This window comes from Solwaraspora sp. WMMA2059 (assembly GCF_027497315.1).
Lineage (GTDB): Bacteria > Actinomycetota > Actinomycetes > Mycobacteriales > Micromonosporaceae > Micromonospora_E.
On the sequence record NZ_CP114908.1, the window covers coordinates 6,236,654 to 6,253,466 of the forward strand.

Below are 16,813 nucleotides of genomic sequence, written 5' to 3' on the forward strand. Positions count from 1 at the left end.
AGAATGGCGAAGTCGTGGCTCTCGGTGGAAGAAGTCGCAGAGCAGCTTGACCTGCACGTGCGTACGGTGCGTAGTTACATCCGGGACGGACGGCTGCCGGCCGTACGGATCGGCAAGCAGTACCGGATCGCACCGGCCGACCTTGACGCGTTCACCGGCCGTCCGGCCGGGTCCGCAGGCTCCGCCGAGCCGGCCGACCCGGTGGTCGAGGTCTCCGCGGTGGTCGACGTCGACGGGTTGACGTCCACCGACGCCGACCGGTTGAGCACCCTGCTGGTCGCCGGGGCGCAGGGCGGCAGCCGGGCGTCGGCCACGCCTCCGCTGCGGCTGCAGACCGGGTACGACCCGGCGCGAGACCGGCTGAAGATCGTCGTCTTCGGTGGCCCGGACGCGGTCGCGGAGATCCTGTCCACGATCGACGCGGTGACGCGGGCGGGCAGCGGAATGTTCCGAACGGACAGCGGGGAGAGGGCGGGAGACGATGGCTGACGAGATCGTCGAACTGGCCGGCGTGCCGGTGCTGGTCTGCGCCGCCGACGGGCCGACAATCGCCAGCGAGCAGGATGCGCTGGACGTGATCGGCCAGACGTTCGCCGGTGCCGAGATCGTGGCGGTCCCGGTCGCACGGCTGGACGAACGCTTCTTCGCGCTGCGCAGCGGGCTGGCCGGCGGCATCATGCAGAAGTTCGTCAACTACCGGCTACGGCTGGTCGTGGTCGGCGACATCACCGGCCACACCGCCGGCAGTACGGCACTGCGTGACCTGGTCGTCGAGTCGAACCGGGGCAACCAGGTCTGGTTCGTCGACGACCTCGACACCCTCGCCGCCCGCCTCAGCTGAGCCGGGTGCCTCAGCTGAGCCGGGCGATCGGATGCGCCTGGTCTGACACATCCCCAGCGTGTCAGGTCGACCAGCCGCTGTGGATCATCAGCAAGCGAGTGCGGCGACTACATGTACTGAGCGGCGGTCTGCTCGCCTTCCTGGTAGCGCTTCCTCATATCAGTTACGAAGGAGGCAACCGCCCGGATGAGGTCCCTCAACTCTTGGTCTCGCCGCAACTTCGCTATCTGCCTACTGGCTATCTGGCCTGTTCTGTGGATCGCGATACGCGCTACGAGGCCCGACAAAGACCAGGTTGCCGGTTGTCGATAGACCGGTTCGCCGAGGTGGGTACGGGCAAGCGCACCAGCCGGGTTCGGGCCAGGTCCGGAGTCTGGCCGCCCACCTGCCGGAGGTGCAGGTCGGTGGCGTTGCGTGACGGGTGTTGCCGAGCCAACTGTTGCCTCGGCTTCCCCTCATGCCGATGTGCGGAACCTCTGTCCGTCAAGTCTCGGTATGCCATCGAGTGGAGGGCTCAGGAACGTTATTCGCGCGAATTACGTGCCTGAGCCCTCCACTCGACGCAACGGCAGCAGCGGCCCGGCGTCCGCACGTGCCGATCAACACACCGATCACCCAGAGTCACCAGCCCGCAGTCAGGTTCCGATAGAGCCGTATGCCCATGTCGCGCATGACCTTCTCGCGTACGCCGGCAACTCGCCGCCCGGCCCGACTCCGCGTACCTCCCGTTCGACCTGGTGGTACGCGACGACGCGTCTCCCCGCGATGTGCTGCGAACAGTCACCGGCGCAGGACGATTGTTGTGCGCCATGCTGGCCGCATCCGACCCGTCGGTACGGGGCTGGCACTGGGGACCGACCGACGCAAGCGGCTTCGCGGCACTGGGCGTGAACGAGACGCTGGTGCACACCTACGACATCGCCGAAGGGCTCGGCATCCACTGGCATCCGCCGAGATCACTTTGCAGCGCCGTGCTGACCCGGATCTTTCCTCACGCCCCAGCCGGCGATCCGGTCCAGGTGCTCCTGTGGTCCACCGGGCGCACTGACCTCCCCGGCCGTCCTCGACCCACCTCCTGGGTCTTGGAAGCAGCGATCGAGTAGTCCACTTGTCGCACATCGTCACTCATACCGCATCCTGGAGCCGGGTCACCTACACCGTTACTCATCGTGCGTAGCGGATGTCGCGGGCTTCGACGTGTACCGTCCAGTCACAGGCGGCCTGGCGTGCCCATGTGTCCGCGTCGTTCTTGCAGCGACCGCCCCTGGTCGTCGCCTCCATCAGGGTCCTCGATGAACAGATCAGGCCAGGCTGACGAGACCTCGGACGCCGACCGGCCAGGATGCGATGGGGACCGGTGAGTGGGGTCTGAGAGTATGTTCGCCTCGTGGAAGTCTCTGGGGACTTTGCGAGGCTCGTCGAGGACCAAGCTTCGTCCGCCCATCCCGCTGCCGCGATGGCGCGGGAGCTCGGACTGCTCGGTGTCTACGGCACTCTGGGGATCTCCTTCCTCATGTCGGAGTCGGGCGAGGTGCTCATCGATGAAGACGACGGTAGCTTGCGCCCCGCCGATGCCAACGAGCACGAGTTCGCCCATGTCCAGGCAGCGCGCCGCTATCCGGAGTTGAGACATCTCATGCCGGACCGGCCGCCCTCCGCTTCGACCTGCCAGCTGTGTGCAGGATCCGGCGAGGCTGTCTTCGGAGATGGGCGAAACCGGATCTGTTGCCCTGACTGCAACACCCGTGGATGGATTTCTGGGCTACCGGGGGCCTGCTGGGCTGCTGAGGACTCGTAGCTCGTCCAGGAAGGCTAGCGCCTCAGGGTGCTTCGGGTACTGCTCCTGCAACAGTTGCCCTAGCTCTCGGGAGCACATGAGGAGTGACGGTAGGGACCTGCGGTCGCCCGACAGCGCTTGTCGGCCGTAGGCCACTGCCTCCTGAATTTCCCCTCTCCGCGCCGCTACCACGCCTAGCGTCAAACGAGCCTCGGCGTTCCTCATGGGCTTCCGTTCGGTGCCGTCTGGGTCGGTGGAAGACCGTATGACTTCATGAGCGTAAATCTCGGCGAGCTGATCTTCTCTGGCCAACCGGTAGCAGTCCATCGCGTAAAAGTCGAACTTCGACGGGTCAACCACAAAATGGTGGTCGGTATCCTCTGGGTAGGGCAGTGACTCTAGGAGTGACCGGCCCCGATCAAGTGCCGTCTCTACTTTTCTGCGGTCTCCGATACGTGCCCATGCCTTGGCCTGCTGCGCTGCTAGTTGCACAGCAACGCTTTGACCGGGGACCTTTGTCACCCCTATATCAGCGGCGGCTATCGTTCCCCGGTAGTCACCCTGTGTTAGCGCGTACCATGCGCGCATCTCGTGCGCCCACCCGACAACTGCAGCGTCGCCCGCCTCCTCGCCGAGGGCCAGCGCCGCCTTACGGGTGCTTTCCGCTTCCCGCCGTAGCCCTAGGTCGTATTCGACACACCCGACGAGCAAGGCAACCAGACCAGCAAGCGATAGAACCTCTTTGTGCTGCGCGAGCGTTAAACGGCGATCCATGAGACTCATGAGGCGTCGAAGCCACGCCTTTCCCTCGACATAGAGCTGATACGGGGGAGTGTAGGGGTACTCACAGCAGAGTCGATCGGCCGCAATGCGAAGTGCGTCAAGCATAGCTGCCGAGACATCCGAGGCGCGAATGCGAGAGAGAATCTCCAGGGTTTCCAGGCCACTGTCTGCCAGCAGGTCCGCTTCGATATTTGCCCCACCCTGGCGAGGGAAGAACGCTGCCGTGACGGTACCGTAGGTCTTGGCAATCAGCGTCTTGTAAAAGACGTCGGGCTCGGAGCTACCAGCTTCCCACCGCTTCCAGTTGCGCAACAGGGCGATGTCGGAGGGCAGTGGTTCGGATGCGTGCGCCCTGAGCGCCCGTACCGCGTCACTCTGGGACCACCCCCGGGCAGTTCGCTCCGAGCGAAGCCGTTGCGCCCACGCCGGCCGGGAGTCTTCCTCAAGCTCATCCCTCATGGCTTCGAGTATCCACCACCCAGGGGTGATATGGCAGGGGACTCTGCCCTGTCACCGCCGTGACACCTGCCGCCTATCAAGATCGAGTGGGATCGTTGCTCTATGGACATCTGATGGTCAACCAGAAGGCGCGGAAGATCTGGCTTGGTGCCAGGTGAGTTGGTGCTAAACACGGCGGCGGCCAATTGGCCGCCCCAGCCAATGGGAAGGGTTGATCATGGTGGCGCTTGGTGCCCTGGTTTCCGGAATCCTGCTCGGGTTCTTCGTGGGGTTGTTCGGTTTCAAGGTCAAGTCGCGGTGGTGTCCCGACTGCGGTCGGACGACGGTGCCGGCGGCTGATCGGTAGCGTGCCGGACGACCGGTCCCCGGCCGATCCCCGCCCCGGTGACGAGTTGATCATCGATGGTCGGGCGAGTGTGCAGTTCGCGGCCGGGCGGGGTTTCCGGTTCCGGGTGACGACAGTAGACAAAAAGCTGACGTACGACGGCTGGGTCTGGCTCACCGGCTACGTGTTGGCAGCCGACGGCGAGGCCCGTGAACGGCGGGAGATCTTCGTCCAGCGTGACGGTCTCCGCTGGGCGCCCCGCCCGCGCCGGCACCGCTGACCAGCGCGGCGGCACCACTGCGACGCGAACCGTGTGCTCTCCATCCGTACCCCTTGAAGGTTTTCGACTGTGTGAAAGGTGGTTCCTGCTGTGCGTAGGTTCTTTGACCTGTTCCGCCGGGTTCCGGTGCGGAGCCGGCGTAACCGGCGGTTGCTCGCCGAGATCGCCCGCCACAACCGGCGCCCGACCGACGCCGCTGCCGGGCCGCGTCCGCCGGTGCGGCCCGCCCCGAACGCTGCCGGCCACTTGTACGGGCGGGCGGTGCGGCCGTCGATCAGCCCCGGCCTGGTCCGCGACCGCGCGTTCGGCGACCGTGTCCGGCGTGGTTGCGACCCGGTCGAGGTGCGGGCGTTTCTGCACCTGGTCGCCGACGAGTTGACCGCGCTGCGCGCCGAACTTGGCTCCACCCGGGAGGAGAACGCCCGGCTCAAGCAGGCGTTGCGGGACTGGCAGTCGGAGCAGTTCGAGCAGTCGCACCGGTTCGGGGCGGGGGTGGCGGCGTGAACGGCGTCAACAAGGTGCCGCCCGGCTCGCTGCACATCGTCGGCCTCGGCACGGACCGGCGGCGGGCGCAACGCGTGTTCACCGTCGCCAACCTCGACACCGGGCAGGTGGCCTCGACCAGTCTCGTCCCCGGATCGTTTACCCCGTTGCCGACTCCGGGTGGGACGTGGTGGTTGCCGTACGCGCCGATCGTCGCCGACCTCGCCGCCCGTGCCGGGGTGGCCGCCGCGACGTTGCGTGACCCGGACTTCCCCGACGAACCGGGCCGGCTGCCGTCGTCCGGGTTGACGCTGCCCCGGCAGTGGCAGCCCACCGTTCCGCAGCGGGACCGGCTGCGGTGGGAGGCTGCGGCGCTCACCAACCGGCTGGTGTCGCCGTGGCTGGTGCTGATCGGCCGCAGCGTCGAGCCGCCGCCACCGGGCGACCCGGCCCGGCTGCTCGGCCGGTTGTGCGCGCTCGCCGACCAGTTGCACGTCGACCTGGTCCTCGAAGTGCGGCCCAGCTCCATCGGGCGTGGGCTGAGCTGGGACGTCCGGTTCGAGCATGCCGGCGGTACGGTGCCCGACTACCAGCACCGGTGGATCGCGGACCTGCCGACCGCGCTCGCCACCATCCCCGCCGAACGGGCGGTGACCGGCCTGACCGTCGCGAACCCGCTGCTGCCCGCCCACTACCTCACCGAGGCTGCCCTCACCGGGCGTGCGATACCGGTCGGGTTGGACGGTCACCCCGGCGGCCACGACCTCGACCAGGTCGAACGCCGCATGACCAGTGACGCCGAGCAGCACGGCGGGGCGCAGGCCATCTGGCGTAACCGGCACTGGTGGCACACCAGCCTGCGACCCGCCGACACCGCCGGCAGATTCGTCCGCGGCTGGGAACCGCCGGCACCGAAACACTGGGGCGAGGCGATCCCCGCCCACCCCTGCGGCCGGTGCGCCGACCGGCCCGACCCGCCGTACTGCCTGGACTGTTACGGCACCCGCCAGGTGCGGCGCGGCGCGGTGCTCACCGTCACCGACCTGCGTGGCCGGACCGTGCACCGCAACTGGCGACCCGACAGCGAACCGACCGGCGACCCGGAAGCCGCCGTCGGCCCGCAACCGCCCACCCTGGTGCCCGCCGACCGGCTGTCCGGCTCCACCGTGTGGCAGCTCGACGAGCACTACCAGATCGGCTCGCTCGCCGCCGGCTTCGGCGTGCAGCCGACCGACCTGACCGACATCGACGGCGAACACGTCATCGACCAGCACCTGCGCAACGGTGTCAGCCAGGTCCCCCACGGCGGCGGCGACCCGCTCGGCGCGTACCTCGGTGAAGTCGGCGCCACCTACGACGGCGCCCGGATCATGGTCCTGGCCACCGGTTGGCCCGGCCCCACCCTCGACGAACTCGCCGCCCTGGTTCGCGGCCTCGGCCTCGCCCTGGACATCACCACCGTCGACCACCGCAACACCATCGGCCGACCCGAACTGTCCCAGGGCCACAGCTGGTCGGTCCGGGTCGTCGACCCGGCCACACGCTTGGCCGTCGACCCGGTCCCCACCAGCGCCGCCCTGCCCGAAGCCGTCGCGCTGTGCTACCGCTACCTGCACGGCGCACTGCGCGCCACCATCCCCACCGACCCGGAAACGCCGATCCCCGTGCCGCAACAGCCCGCAGCGGCCGGCACCCCCACCGACACCACAACCTGCATCACGCAGATACGCCGCCACGCCGCCACCCGGCCCGGCCAGCCCGTCGCCGTCCGACTCCACCCCGACGGCACCCACACCCGCACCACAGACCACCCGAGGAAAAGTTGATCGCAGCAATAGTTCGTCGGCGGCGTGGTCGAAGGTCGGCTCAGAGCACCGTCGCGCCGACGAACTGCCCGATGGCGAAGGTGACGGCCATGGCCAGGGCACCACCGGCAACGAGTCTGACCACCGCCCGCCCCGCGTTGGCAGAGCCCAGTCTCGCGCTCACCGCACCCGTCACCGCGAGTGTGAGCAGCACGACGGCGAACGTCACGGCCACCCGCGCGTCGGGTGGTGGCAGCAGGATCGCGATCAGCGGCAGCAGTGACCCGAGGGTGAAAGCGACCGCCGAGGCGGCGGCTGCGTGCCAGGGGTTGGCCAGCGAATCCGGGTCGATCCGCAACTCGACGTCAGCGTGCGCGGCGAAGGCGTCCTTCGCCGTCAGTTCCTCCGCTACCATCCGGGCGGTTCCGACGGTCAGACCCTTCGCGACGTAGAGCGCGGTCAGCTCGTCCAACTCCTGCTCGGGGAACCGTTCGAGCTCGGTGCGCTCCTTCGCCAGCAGCGCCCGTTCGCTGTCACGCTGGCTGCTCACCGACACGTACTCACCCAGGGCCATGGAGACGGCGCCCGCCGCCACCCCCGCGACGCCCGCTGTCAGGACGGGGCCGGTGGCGATGGTCGCGCCGGCCACCCCCACGACGAGACCGGCCGTCGACACGATGCCGTCGTTGGCGCCGAGCACCCCGGCCCGCAACCAGTTCAACCGGGTGGAGATCCCGTTGCCGTGCGGTTCACCCACGTGAATCGCGCTGGGCCGGCCGGCTCCCGTACCTTCGGCTTTCATTCAGATCACCTGCCTCCGCCACCGTACGGCGGGCGTCCTGGCACGGCAACGAAGCTTAGCCTGTCCTGTCGCAGGTGGACGCGTGTGCACAGGGTTCCTGTTGTTACCACAGTGGCTCGGGCGACCGCCTGCGGACATGGGCACCGAGTTAGCTCGTCCGAGCACCGGGTACGCGGCAGACCATGCGGCGAATCTGGAGTGGGCTGCTGGCCGGTGCCGCCGGCACCAGCGCCCTCAACATGGTCACCTACCTCGACATGGCCGGCCGGGCCCGGCCGGCGAGCAGCACCCCGCAGCGCAGCGTCGGTCGGCTCGCCGAGACACTGCACGTCGACCTCGGCGACGACGAGACCGCCAGCAACCGCCGGGACGGGCTCGGGCCGCTGCTCGGCTACGCGACCGGCCTCGGCGCCGGCGCGCTGTACGCCGTGGCCGGCCCCCGCCGGGCACCGGTCTGGGCGGCAACCGGGCTGCTCGCCATGCTGGCGATGGCCGGCTCGGACGCGCCGATGACCCTGCTCAAGGTCACCGACCCGCGGCAGTGGAGCGCTGCCGACTGGGCGTCGGACATCGTGCCGCACCTGGCGTACGGCCTGGTCGCCGCCGCCGTGCTGCACCGCCTCCGGGCCCGCGACTGACCTGCCCGGCCACCCGGATCCGCCCGGCCACCCCTGAACTTCCCGGTCAGAACGTTAGCCCGTGGCCGTACCGGAACAACGGGTCCGGGTCGTCGAACGGGGCGTCCGGCTGCCCGGCGAGCACGGCCCGTTGACTGGCCGGCAGATCGACGGGTAGCCGGCCGGTCGGTGCCGGCTCCCCGGCGAGTACGTCGACCAGCGCGGTGTCCTCGACGCCGAAGCTGACCAGCAGCGTGCCGACCCGGTCGGCGAGCGGGGTGAGCACCGCCGGCCGGTCCAGGTAGACGTCCACGACGGTCGGCACCGCTGCCGCGACCGCCAGCACCCGGTCCAGCGCACCCGCCGGGAACTCCAACGGTCCGGCGTGGAAGTACGCCTCCACCGGTCCGGGCCGCCGCTCGTACGGTGCGGCCAGCCGCAGCACCGCCACGTCCGCCTGACCCGGCTCCGACACCACCGTCCACCTGCCCCGCAGCGCGGCACGCAGCGGGCCCTCGGCGTACACCCGCAGGCCGGGGGCGAGTGGCAGCCGGGCCGGGCTGTCCGGCGGAGCCTGACGCAGCAGCGTCACGCAGGCCCGTTGGGCGGCCAGCCCGGCGGCACGGGCCGGCGGGCCACCGACCACCTGCGCGGCGTGCTCCGGGTCGACGTAGCGGTGCTCGAACAGGCCGAGCCGCAGCTTGTCGTGCAGGACGCGACGGGCCGACTCGTCGATCCGGTCCTCGGTGACCTGGCCGCTGCGGACCAGGTCGACCACCAGGTCCGGGCGGGCCTCGCCGCCGAACTGGTCCACCCCGGCGTGCAGCGCGGCACGCAGCCGCTGCGCCGGTTCGAGGTGTTCGACGCCCCAGGCCCGGGCCGGCCGGTCCTCGCCCCGGAAGCAGGCGTCGGTCAGCACCCCCCAGTCGGCGCAGATCACCCCGGTGAAACCCAACTGCTGGCGGAGCAGCCCGGTCACCACCTCGTGGTTGAAGGCGAACGCCACCGGCGGCAGCTCGGTGCCGACCGGCAGCCCGTAGCCGAGCATCACCTGCGCGGCGCCGGCCCGGATGGCCGCCACGAACGGCGCCAGGTGGGCGGCGAGGCGGCCACCCGGGTAGGCCTGCTCGGCGCCGTACCGGAAATGGGGGTCCTCGCCGGTGCGCACCGGGCCGCCGCCGGGGAAGTGCTTGACCAGCGCGGCGACGCTGTCCGGTCCGAGCGTCGGACCCTGCAACCCGGACAGGTACGCCACCGTCAGCCGGCTGACCAGCTCCGGGTCCTCGCCGAAGGTGCCCAGCACCCGTGGCCAGCGCGGGTCCGTGGCGACGTCCGCCTGCGGGTGCAGCGCGGCCCGGATGCCGACCGCCAGGTACTCCCGCCGTACGGTGTCGGCGTGCCTTCGCACCAGCTCCGGGTCGCCGGTGGCGGCCAGCCCCAGCGGTTCCGGCCAGGTGGAGAAGGCTCCGGCCAGCGCCGCCGTGTTGGGGTTGGCGGACCGGGCGTGCCGGGGATCGGTGGAGACCGTCACCGGTACGCCGAGCCGGGTCGACGCGGCCAGGTCCTGCAGCTGGTTGTGCCAGCGGGCAAGGTCAGCCGGTGCCGCAGTGCCGACCAGGTTGACGTGGCTGATCCGGTGGTGCAGCACGAGGTCCTCGGCGGCGAGCAGGCCGGCGTCCGGGTCGGCCGGCGCGAGGGTGCCGCCCGGACCGATGCCGATCATCGGGTGGAACAGCAGGCCGGCTTTTTCCGCCAGGGTCATCCGGCCCAACAGGTCGTCCGCCTGCTGCTGCGATGGCCGTGATCGGGTGACGGTCGGCTGCTGGGTGGTCACCGGCCGACGGTAACGGGGTGCGCGCCGTCTGGTAGGCGGTTCGGCCCGGTATCCGGGGTGGTTTATCGGGCCGGCCGGCGGGAAAGGTGCGGGATGCCGCGACGACGGGTGCTCGTATTCAGCATCCCCAACGAGGGACACCTCAACATTCTCAAACGGCTGATCCGCCGGCACCGGGCCGAGGACAGCTTCCGGCTGGTGCTCGTCGACCGGCAGACCACCGTGCCCCGGCTGGGTGACCTGGCCGGGTCGACCGTCGCTTTGCCGGGTTGCCGCGAGTTCCGCAACACCCCGGCGGACCGGGTGTTCGACCGGGCGTACCGGTTGTTCGGCGAATGCCTGGCGGTGGCCCGCGCCTACCGTCCCGACCTGGTGCTGTACGACTTCTGCGCGATCGAGGGCGCACTGGTCGCCCGTTGGCTGGGCGTGCCGGCGTGGTGCTCGGTGCCGGGACTGGTCGGGCCGATGACGGACGCCGGATACCTCCGGCACTGTCTGACGGCACCGCCGAACACGGCGGCACTGGACGCTCTGGACCGGCGGTACGGCGTCACGCTCGACCCGGCCACGGTGGAACTCGTCTCGAACTGTCTGCATCTGCCGGCCGAGCAGAACATCCTCTGGTCGTACCGTGCGGTCACGCCGCCCGACTTCCGGGACAACCGCGCGGCGGTCGGCTACCGCTTCGCCGGCTACCTCTCCGACGGCTGGCCGTCCCGGAACCGGCCGGACAGCCAGGACGGCCGGGGCACAGGCCGGCAGCGCCGGGGCACCGGACCGGCCCGGTCGGTCGTCTACCTGTCCTTCGGCACCGAGGTGCTGGACAACCTCTGGTACGCCGAGCCGGAACTGGTCGGCGCGCTGCGTCGGTGCGTCGCGGGTCTGGCCCGGCACTGGTCCTCGCCGGAGGTGACGGTGGTGTTCCCGACCCGGGGCCGCCGTATTCTGGACCGCTACCCGGCGAACTGGGTGATCCGGCACGCCGTCGACCAGCAGCGGGTGCTCAGCCGGGCCGACGTGTTCGTCACCCACGGGGGCAGCAACAGCTTCCACGAGGCGATCCTCACCAGGGTGCCGATGGTCGTCGTGCCGTTCTTCGGCGATCAGCCGCTGGTCGCCCGGCAGGCGGCCCGGCTCGGCATCGGGATCAGCCTCGACGCGGGTGCCTGCACCGGGCGGGACGCCGCGTACCGGTTGTTGGATGTCGGCTGCGCCGACCGAATCGCCGCTGCGGTGTGGCGGATTCTCGACGATCGACGGTACCGGGCGAACCTCGCCGGCCTGAACCTGACGGCGGTGGCCGCACTGGCACCGACGGACGCCAGACGCCCGGTCACCCGACGGGTGGGCCCGGGGGTTGCGACGCCTCCCCGGTCCGGGACAGCGTCCACGCCGCGTTGATCAGGCCGATGTGTGACAGCCCCTGCGGAAAGTTGCCGATCAGGGTGCCGTCGCGGCGGTCCACCTCCTCGGCGAGCAGACCGAGATCGTTCGCGCATCCGGTGGCCGCGTCGAAGACCTGGCGGGCCCGGTCGCGCCGGCCGGCCAACGCGAGGGCCTCGGCCAGCCAGTAGGAGCAGATCAGGAAGGCTCCTTCGTCCTCTCCGCCGGTCCACCGCTGGACCAGGCCGTCGTGGGTCAGGTCCGCCTCGATGGCGTCGATCGTGGCGACCACCCTGTGGTCGGTGCCAGGCAGGAACCCCATGATCGGCATGATCAGGACCCCGGCGTCGAGATGGTCGGAGCCGAACGCGCCGGTGAACGCCTGGCGCCGGTCGCTCCAACCTTCGTCGAGGATCGCCGTGCGGATCTGTTCCCGGGTCCGGTGCCAACGGTCGACGTCGCGCTCGGCGTGCAGCGTCGGTGCCAGCCCGATGGCCCGGTCCAGCGCAACCCAGCACATCAGCTTCGAGGTGAGGTAGTGGCGTTCGCCCTCCCGACCCTCCCAGATCCCGGAGTCCGGCTGGGACCAGGTGCGGCAGGCCCGGTCGGCAAGGCCCCGGAGCAGATGTACGGTGCCCGTCGCCAGGTCGCCGAGCCGGTCGCGCAGGATCCAGGCACCGTGCATCACCTCGCCGAGTACGTCGAGCTGCCGCTGTCGCCAGGCGTCGTTGCCGACCCGTACCGGCGTCGAACCCCGGTAGCCGCGCAGGTGCTCCAGATCGTGCTCGGTCAGATCCCGCTCGCCGCCGACCCCGAACATGATCGGCACCGGCTGGTCGGTGGGCAGCTCACCGACCGAGTCGGCGATCCAGTCGAAGAACCGGTGCGCTTCGTCGGGGCAGGCGGCCACCCACAGCGCCTGCATGGTGAACGCCCCGTCGCGCAGCCAGGCGTACCGGTAGTCCCAGTTCGCGCCGCCGCCGACCTCCTCGGGCAGCGAGCTGGTCGGCGCGGCCACCACCGCACCGGTCGGCTGGTAGGTCAGCGCCTGTAGCACCAGCGCGCTGCGCCGTACCTGTTCCTGGTAGAGCCCCTGGTAGCTGTGGTGCTCGTCGGCCCAGGACCGCCAGCCGGCGACGGTGTCGTCCACGGTGTACCGCTGGTCGTCGGCCGGCGGCGCGGTGTCGTCGGCGCGCAGGTGCCGCAGCGCGAACCGTACGGTCTGTCCGGCGGTGAGGGTGAGCCGGCCGGTGATCCGGTCCACCCCGACGGACAGTTCGGCCGGCAGCGGGTCGCCGGTCAGGATCAGCCGGTCACTGCCGCCGACCAGCTCGATCCGCCCGTCGTCGCCGGTCACCACCGGAACGACCCGGCCGTACTCGGGCCGCACCACCAGGTCGACGTCGACCTGCACGGTGCCGGTCAGGACCTCGACCCGGCGCAGCAGTACGTGCGGCGAGGCGTCGCCGATGCGGTGACCGCGTTCGCCGGGGCCGAGCGCGAGCGCGTCGGTGAGCCGCAGCTCGCCGTCGGCGGTCCGGAAGTCGGTCTGCAGCACCATGGTGTCCGCCAGGTAGCGGCGGGCGGTGCGGTGCCCGTCGACCGGGGAGATGGACCAGTGTCCGGCGTCGGGGTCGAGCAGCCGGGCGAAGACGCTCGGCGCGTCGAACCGGGCCGGGCACCACCAGTCGACGGAGCCGTCCGCGGACAGTAACGCCGCTCCCTGGCAGTCACTCAGGAGCCCGTAGCTGGCAATGTCGGGCATCGTCACCGGGTACCCGCCCGCCGGAGGCTCATGCCGGCCGTTCGGGTCGGATATCCGGTGACGGGTCAGTCGGTCGGTTCGGCGCCGAGTCGACCGACCCGGCCGGAGCGCAGGAACACCAGGTAGTAGGTGACGGTGCCGGCCGCCGCGCGGTCGTCGGCGGGTAGGGCCACCCGCTCGTAGCTGAGTAGCCGGCCGGTGGCGGTGTCGATCACGGCGGTGTCCCGCACCGGGCGGCCGTCCATGTCACCGGTCGCGCTGACCGCGACGCCGGACCGGCCGGCCCGGTCCAGCACCGGACCGTGGGTGACCAGCTCCGCGTCGGCGAGGACGGCCAGGGCGGCGGCCCGCTGGGCCGGGGACAGGTCGTGAAACCGGTAGAGGCCGACGACTGCCCGCAGCGCGGCCTGCGGGCCTTCGTGCATCGGCTGTTCCTCGGCGAGCTGGCCGGCCAGCACCGTCCGGTCGGCGGCGGGATCGGGTACGGCGACACCGAGCGCGCCGGGCGGGTACTCGACCACTTCGGCGGGCCGGTCCGGGTTCGCCGGGTCGATCCGGGTCTCCTGCCCGGACCGGTCGGCGGCCCACCACAGTCGCCGGTCGTACGCTCCGCCGTCCTGCCCGGTGGCGGGATCGTCGCGCCACCAGGCCCGCAGGTGGACGTAGGTGTAGCGGTCGGCGGTGGCCGGCTGGTCCGGCACCGGTTGATCCAGTGCTGGTTGGTCGACTGCTGGTTGGTCGAGTGAGTGGACGTGCCGGGCGATCGCCGCCAACTGGTGGCGGGCCGGGGCGGTGCCCGCGCCTGCGGTCAGCGGCAGGGGCTGTTGCGGGTCGGCGAGGACCGGGTCGGTGGCGTCCGGTCCGGCCGGCCCGGGCTCGCTGTACGAGCGGACCACTTCGACCCCGACGATTGGCAGCACGACCAGAACGACCGCAGGGACCGCGACCCGCCACAGCCTGGGCCGCCACCGCCTGGACCGCCACAGCTGCGGCCACCACCGCCTGGACCGCCACCGCCAGCGGGTCGATTCCTGCGACGACTGGCGCTGGTGCGCAACGGCTATCAGGTCCGTGACGTCGATCTCGGGTGGCGGCGGAATCCGTCCCTGCCTGGGCAGCAGGGCCCGGACAGCCAGCTGCACCAGCTCGTCGCGGCGGAACTCGTCCTCGACCGGCTCCTGATCCATGGTCAGTCCTTCCCATGTCTGGCCGGGATGCGCCGGGTACGCCGGCCCTGCACCTTGTCCCGTAGCTTGTGCAACGCGCGGCGGGTCCGGTGTAGCGACCGCCGTACCGCTGCCGGGGTCATCCGCAACATGGCGGCGATGTCGGCCGTGCTGACGCCGTAGCTGGTCAGCAGCAGGCACTCCCGGTCCTTGACGCTGAGCCGTCGGCCGAACCGGGCCACGTCCTGACGCAGGACGCTGGCGCCGGGTTCGCCGTCGTTGCTGACCACCAGGGTCAGTGCGGTGGTACGCCGGGCCTGCTGGCTGCGAGGGTCCTTGTCGAGACGTTCCTCGGCCAGTCGTCGGGCCAGCCGGTAGAGCCACGCCCGCGGATGCCGGATCCGGTGACCGTCCCGACGGTGCAGCCAGGCCCGGACGAATGTCTCCTGCAGAAGTGCTTCGGCGACTCTGGTGTCATCGAGGCGCTGAAACAGTACCGTCCACAGCAGCGCATGATGCTGACTCACCTGTTCCCCGAGCCATGCATCGAGTTCTGCCGCATCCTCTGCATCCACAATGCTCCTCGGTGCTCGTTCCGGTGGCGCCGTGGCAATAGGGGGTGCCGGTGCCGGCATCCGCCCTGTAAGAGGCGTCAGCGTGCCAGATCGTGCCCGAAGATTTTTGTCGATCATGGTCGATTATTCCAGGATGTGGAACATGAGAAAGCCGCGCTTTGCGTGGTGGTGGTTGCTGGCCGAAAGTTGCAGCTCACTCTGGGCCCAAAAATGTGATTGCTGTTCGTTTATTCACTGACGCGGATATGGCGATCTCGTTGGTTGATTGGCTATCGTCGGCGGTGTCGTGTCGCAAAGTTTCTGACTGAGTACTGAGGGTGACACCGGCACTGCCGGTACACCCAACCCACTACTGGACGCCACCTGGAGCAACTGGAGCCCGCCATGACGCCACCCACCCGGATCCGTCGCCGGACCCCGCACCTGAGTCGGCGGTTGGCGCCCGCCGTACTGGCCGTCGCCGTACTGGCCACCGGCCTGCAGCCCGGCGTCGCCGCGGCCGGCCCCACCGCCGTCCAGTCCCGGGTGGACGCCTATCTTGCTACCCACCCCGGCGGCAGCCAGATCAGCCAGACCGACATCGCCTACTCCGGCGGGGTGTTCATCGTCAGCGTTGCCCGCCCCGCCGGAATCGCGCCGCTCGCCGGGCCGGACTGCCCGGGTGGCTGGTTCTGCTTCTACGACGGCACCAACTACACCTATCCACGGGGCCGGCTCAGCGACTGCGGATGGCAGGACCTCGGCCACTGGGGGTGGCGCAACCGGACCGAGTCCGTGCACTACAACCTCAACTACGGCAGCACCACGTTCCTCGACGAGACCGGCCCGACCGACACCAAACTCTTCGTGGTCGACACGGCCCGCCGGACCATGCCCGACGTCTCACCGCACCGCAACCGGGCCGACTACGTCTACCGCGCGTGCAGCTGATGTTCCGTGCGGTGACGGGCTGCCGGTGAGCCGGTACCGCCACCCGGGCCGGGCGGGTAGATGTAGGGAAATGTCCATGTCCGATGGCCAGCGGGCCGACCTAGCGTCGAGACGTCCAACGTCCGCTGCCCGCCGGCACCGGTACCGCCCAGCCTTCGACCCGGTCGTCCGGTGCGGCCATCCGACAAGGAACCGCTGTGTCCCGTACCCTCGCCTCCCGCCTGGCCACGGCGGCGCTCACGCTGGCCGTGACGGCCGGCCTCGGCCTGGCCGCCGCCGGGCCGGCCAGCGCCGTCGCCAACGGCAAGGTCGTCCCCGACGGCAGGTACCAGTTCTCGGTGAAGTTGACGATGACCGGGATCCCGACGGCCGACGGCGGCCGCCGCAACAGCGCCTGCTCCGGAGCCCTCATCGATCCGCAGTGGGTGGTCACCGCCGGGCACTGCTTCCGGACCTTCGACGGCGTACGGGTCGACCGCCCGGTCGCCGACCTGACCACCGCGACGGTCGGCCGGGCGGACCTCACCGGCGACGGCGGCCAGGTCGCCACCGTGATCGCGGTACGCCAGTCGCCCACCAACGACCTGGCGCTGGCAAAGCTGGACCAGCCGGTACGCGGCATAAAGCCGATCGCCCTGGCCCACCGGCCGCCGCGGGTCGGTGCTCTCGTCCGGCTAACCGGATACGGCGCCGACACGTCGGTCGACCCGGTGCCGTCGACCGTGCTGCGAACCGGGCTGTTCGCCGTCACCGAGGTCGCCGACTCGACCATCGGCGTGACCGGTCGGTACCCGCACCCGGACACCAGCGCCTGCGCGTACGACTCCGGTGCCCCGTACTTCGTCGAGCGGGGTCGCCGCGGTCCGGCGCTGGTGTCGGTGGAGAGCTTCGGCCCGGACTGCCCGCACTCCGACGTCGAGACGACGTCGCGGGTCGACAACATCACCGACTGGATCCGCCAGGCGATCCGGGGCTGATCCCCGTCCCG

The 16,813-nt window shown here is 70.4% G+C and carries 16 protein-coding genes; 10 read left to right on the forward strand and 6 right to left on the reverse strand.

Annotated elements, in window-relative coordinates; all coding sequences use genetic code 11:
• Window positions 1–24: 24 nt before the first annotated feature.
• The 3 genes from O7553_RS28625 (at window position 25) to O7553_RS28635 (ending at window position 1,944) form a co-directional block, all read left to right on the forward strand.
• The gene (locus O7553_RS28625) at window positions 25–489 is read left to right on the forward strand and encodes a helix-turn-helix domain-containing protein (RefSeq protein WP_281552653.1); all 465 of its coding nucleotides are present in this window, start codon (window positions 25–27) and stop codon (window positions 487–489) included.
• A complete protein-coding gene (locus O7553_RS28630; RefSeq protein ID WP_281552654.1) occupies window positions 482–841 on the forward strand; it encodes a DUF4180 domain-containing protein in 360 nt (119 codons plus the stop codon). The genes O7553_RS28625 and O7553_RS28630 overlap by 8 nt, the downstream gene beginning before the upstream one ends.
• A 737-nt stretch (window positions 842–1,578) precedes the next feature.
• Complete coding sequence (locus O7553_RS28635; protein ID WP_281552655.1) at window positions 1,579–1,944, forward strand: hypothetical protein; 366 nt, start codon at window positions 1,579–1,581, stop codon at window positions 1,942–1,944.
• A gap of 659 nt (window positions 1,945–2,603) precedes the next feature.
• Here the strand turns inward: O7553_RS28635 and O7553_RS28640 are convergent.
• A complete protein-coding gene (locus tag O7553_RS28640) occupies window positions 2,604–3,860 on the reverse strand; it encodes an XRE family transcriptional regulator (protein ID WP_281552656.1) in 1,257 nt (418 codons plus the stop codon).
• 347 nt (window positions 3,861–4,207) lie between these two features.
• Between O7553_RS28640 and O7553_RS28645 the strand changes: the two genes are divergently transcribed.
• The 3 genes from O7553_RS28645 to O7553_RS28655 all read left to right on the forward strand — a co-directional run bounded on the left by O7553_RS28645 (window position 4,208) and on the right by O7553_RS28655 (window position 6,774).
• On the forward strand, window positions 4,208–4,465 hold the full coding sequence (locus O7553_RS28645; RefSeq protein ID WP_281552657.1) for a hypothetical protein: 258 nt from the start codon (window positions 4,208–4,210) through the stop codon (window positions 4,463–4,465).
• Window positions 4,466–4,681: 216 nt separating this feature from the next.
• On the forward strand, window positions 4,682–4,969 hold the full coding sequence (locus O7553_RS28650) for a hypothetical protein (RefSeq protein ID WP_281555788.1): 288 nt from the start codon (window positions 4,682–4,684) through the stop codon (window positions 4,967–4,969).
• Window positions 4,966–6,774 carry a hypothetical protein gene (locus O7553_RS28655; protein ID WP_281552658.1) on the forward strand — a complete coding sequence of 603 codons (1,809 nt, stop codon included), beginning with the start codon at window positions 4,966–4,968 and terminating at the stop codon, window positions 6,772–6,774. Before O7553_RS28650 ends, O7553_RS28655 begins: the two co-directional genes overlap by 4 nt.
• Window positions 6,775–6,814: 40 nt before the next feature.
• Here O7553_RS28655 and O7553_RS28660 read toward each other — a convergent pair whose 3' ends face one another.
• Window positions 6,815–7,555, reverse strand: a complete 741-nt coding sequence (locus O7553_RS28660) for a VIT family protein (protein ID WP_281552659.1) — start codon at window positions 7,553–7,555, stop codon at window positions 6,815–6,817.
• Between the two features lie 182 nt (window positions 7,556–7,737).
• On the opposite strand from O7553_RS28660, the gene O7553_RS28665 reads away from it, so the two are divergent.
• Window positions 7,738–8,193 (forward strand): hypothetical protein, encoded by a 456-nt coding sequence (locus O7553_RS28665; protein WP_281552660.1) that lies wholly within the window; start codon window positions 7,738–7,740, stop codon window positions 8,191–8,193.
• A gap of 46 nt (window positions 8,194–8,239) precedes the next feature.
• On the opposite strand, the gene O7553_RS28670 is transcribed toward O7553_RS28665, so the two are convergent.
• Complete coding sequence (locus tag O7553_RS28670) at window positions 8,240–10,006, reverse strand: glycoside hydrolase family 3 N-terminal domain-containing protein (protein ID WP_281552661.1); 1,767 nt, start codon at window positions 10,004–10,006, stop codon at window positions 8,240–8,242.
• A 93-nt stretch (window positions 10,007–10,099) separates the two neighbouring features.
• Here O7553_RS28670 and O7553_RS28675 point away from each other — a divergent pair, with 93 nt between their 5' ends.
• Window positions 10,100–11,407: a glycosyltransferase gene (locus tag O7553_RS28675; RefSeq protein WP_281552662.1), complete on the forward strand. Its 1,308-nt coding sequence runs from the start codon at window positions 10,100–10,102 to the stop codon at window positions 11,405–11,407.
• Here O7553_RS28675 and O7553_RS28680 read toward each other — a convergent pair.
• The 3 genes from O7553_RS28680 to O7553_RS28690 all read right to left on the reverse strand — a co-directional run bounded on the left by O7553_RS28680 (window position 11,340) and on the right by O7553_RS28690 (window position 14,847).
• Window positions 11,340–13,154 (reverse strand): glycoside hydrolase family 15 protein, encoded by a 1,815-nt coding sequence (locus O7553_RS28680; RefSeq protein ID WP_281552663.1) that lies wholly within the window; start codon window positions 13,152–13,154, stop codon window positions 11,340–11,342. The two genes, O7553_RS28675 and O7553_RS28680, sit on opposite strands and share 68 nt — an antisense overlap.
• 65 nt (window positions 13,155–13,219) lie before the next feature.
• A complete protein-coding gene (locus O7553_RS28685) occupies window positions 13,220–14,341 on the reverse strand; it encodes a hypothetical protein (protein ID WP_281552664.1) in 1,122 nt (373 codons plus the stop codon).
• A gap of 2 nt (window positions 14,342–14,343) precedes the next feature.
• Window positions 14,344–14,847 carry an RNA polymerase sigma factor gene (locus O7553_RS28690; RefSeq protein WP_281552665.1) on the reverse strand — a complete coding sequence of 168 codons (504 nt, stop codon included), beginning with the start codon at window positions 14,845–14,847 and terminating at the stop codon, window positions 14,344–14,346.
• A 432-nt stretch (window positions 14,848–15,279) separates the two neighbouring features.
• Between O7553_RS28690 and O7553_RS28695 the strand changes: the two genes are divergently transcribed.
• Together O7553_RS28695 and O7553_RS28700 are read left to right on the forward strand one after the other, a co-directional pair.
• The gene (locus O7553_RS28695; protein WP_281552666.1) at window positions 15,280–15,825 is read left to right on the forward strand and encodes a peptidase inhibitor family I36 protein; all 546 of its coding nucleotides are present in this window, start codon (window positions 15,280–15,282) and stop codon (window positions 15,823–15,825) included.
• 197 nt (window positions 15,826–16,022) lie between these two features.
• Window positions 16,023–16,802: a trypsin-like serine protease gene (locus O7553_RS28700; RefSeq protein ID WP_281552667.1), complete on the forward strand. Its 780-nt coding sequence runs from the start codon at window positions 16,023–16,025 to the stop codon at window positions 16,800–16,802.
• Window positions 16,803–16,813: the final 11 nt, after the last annotated feature.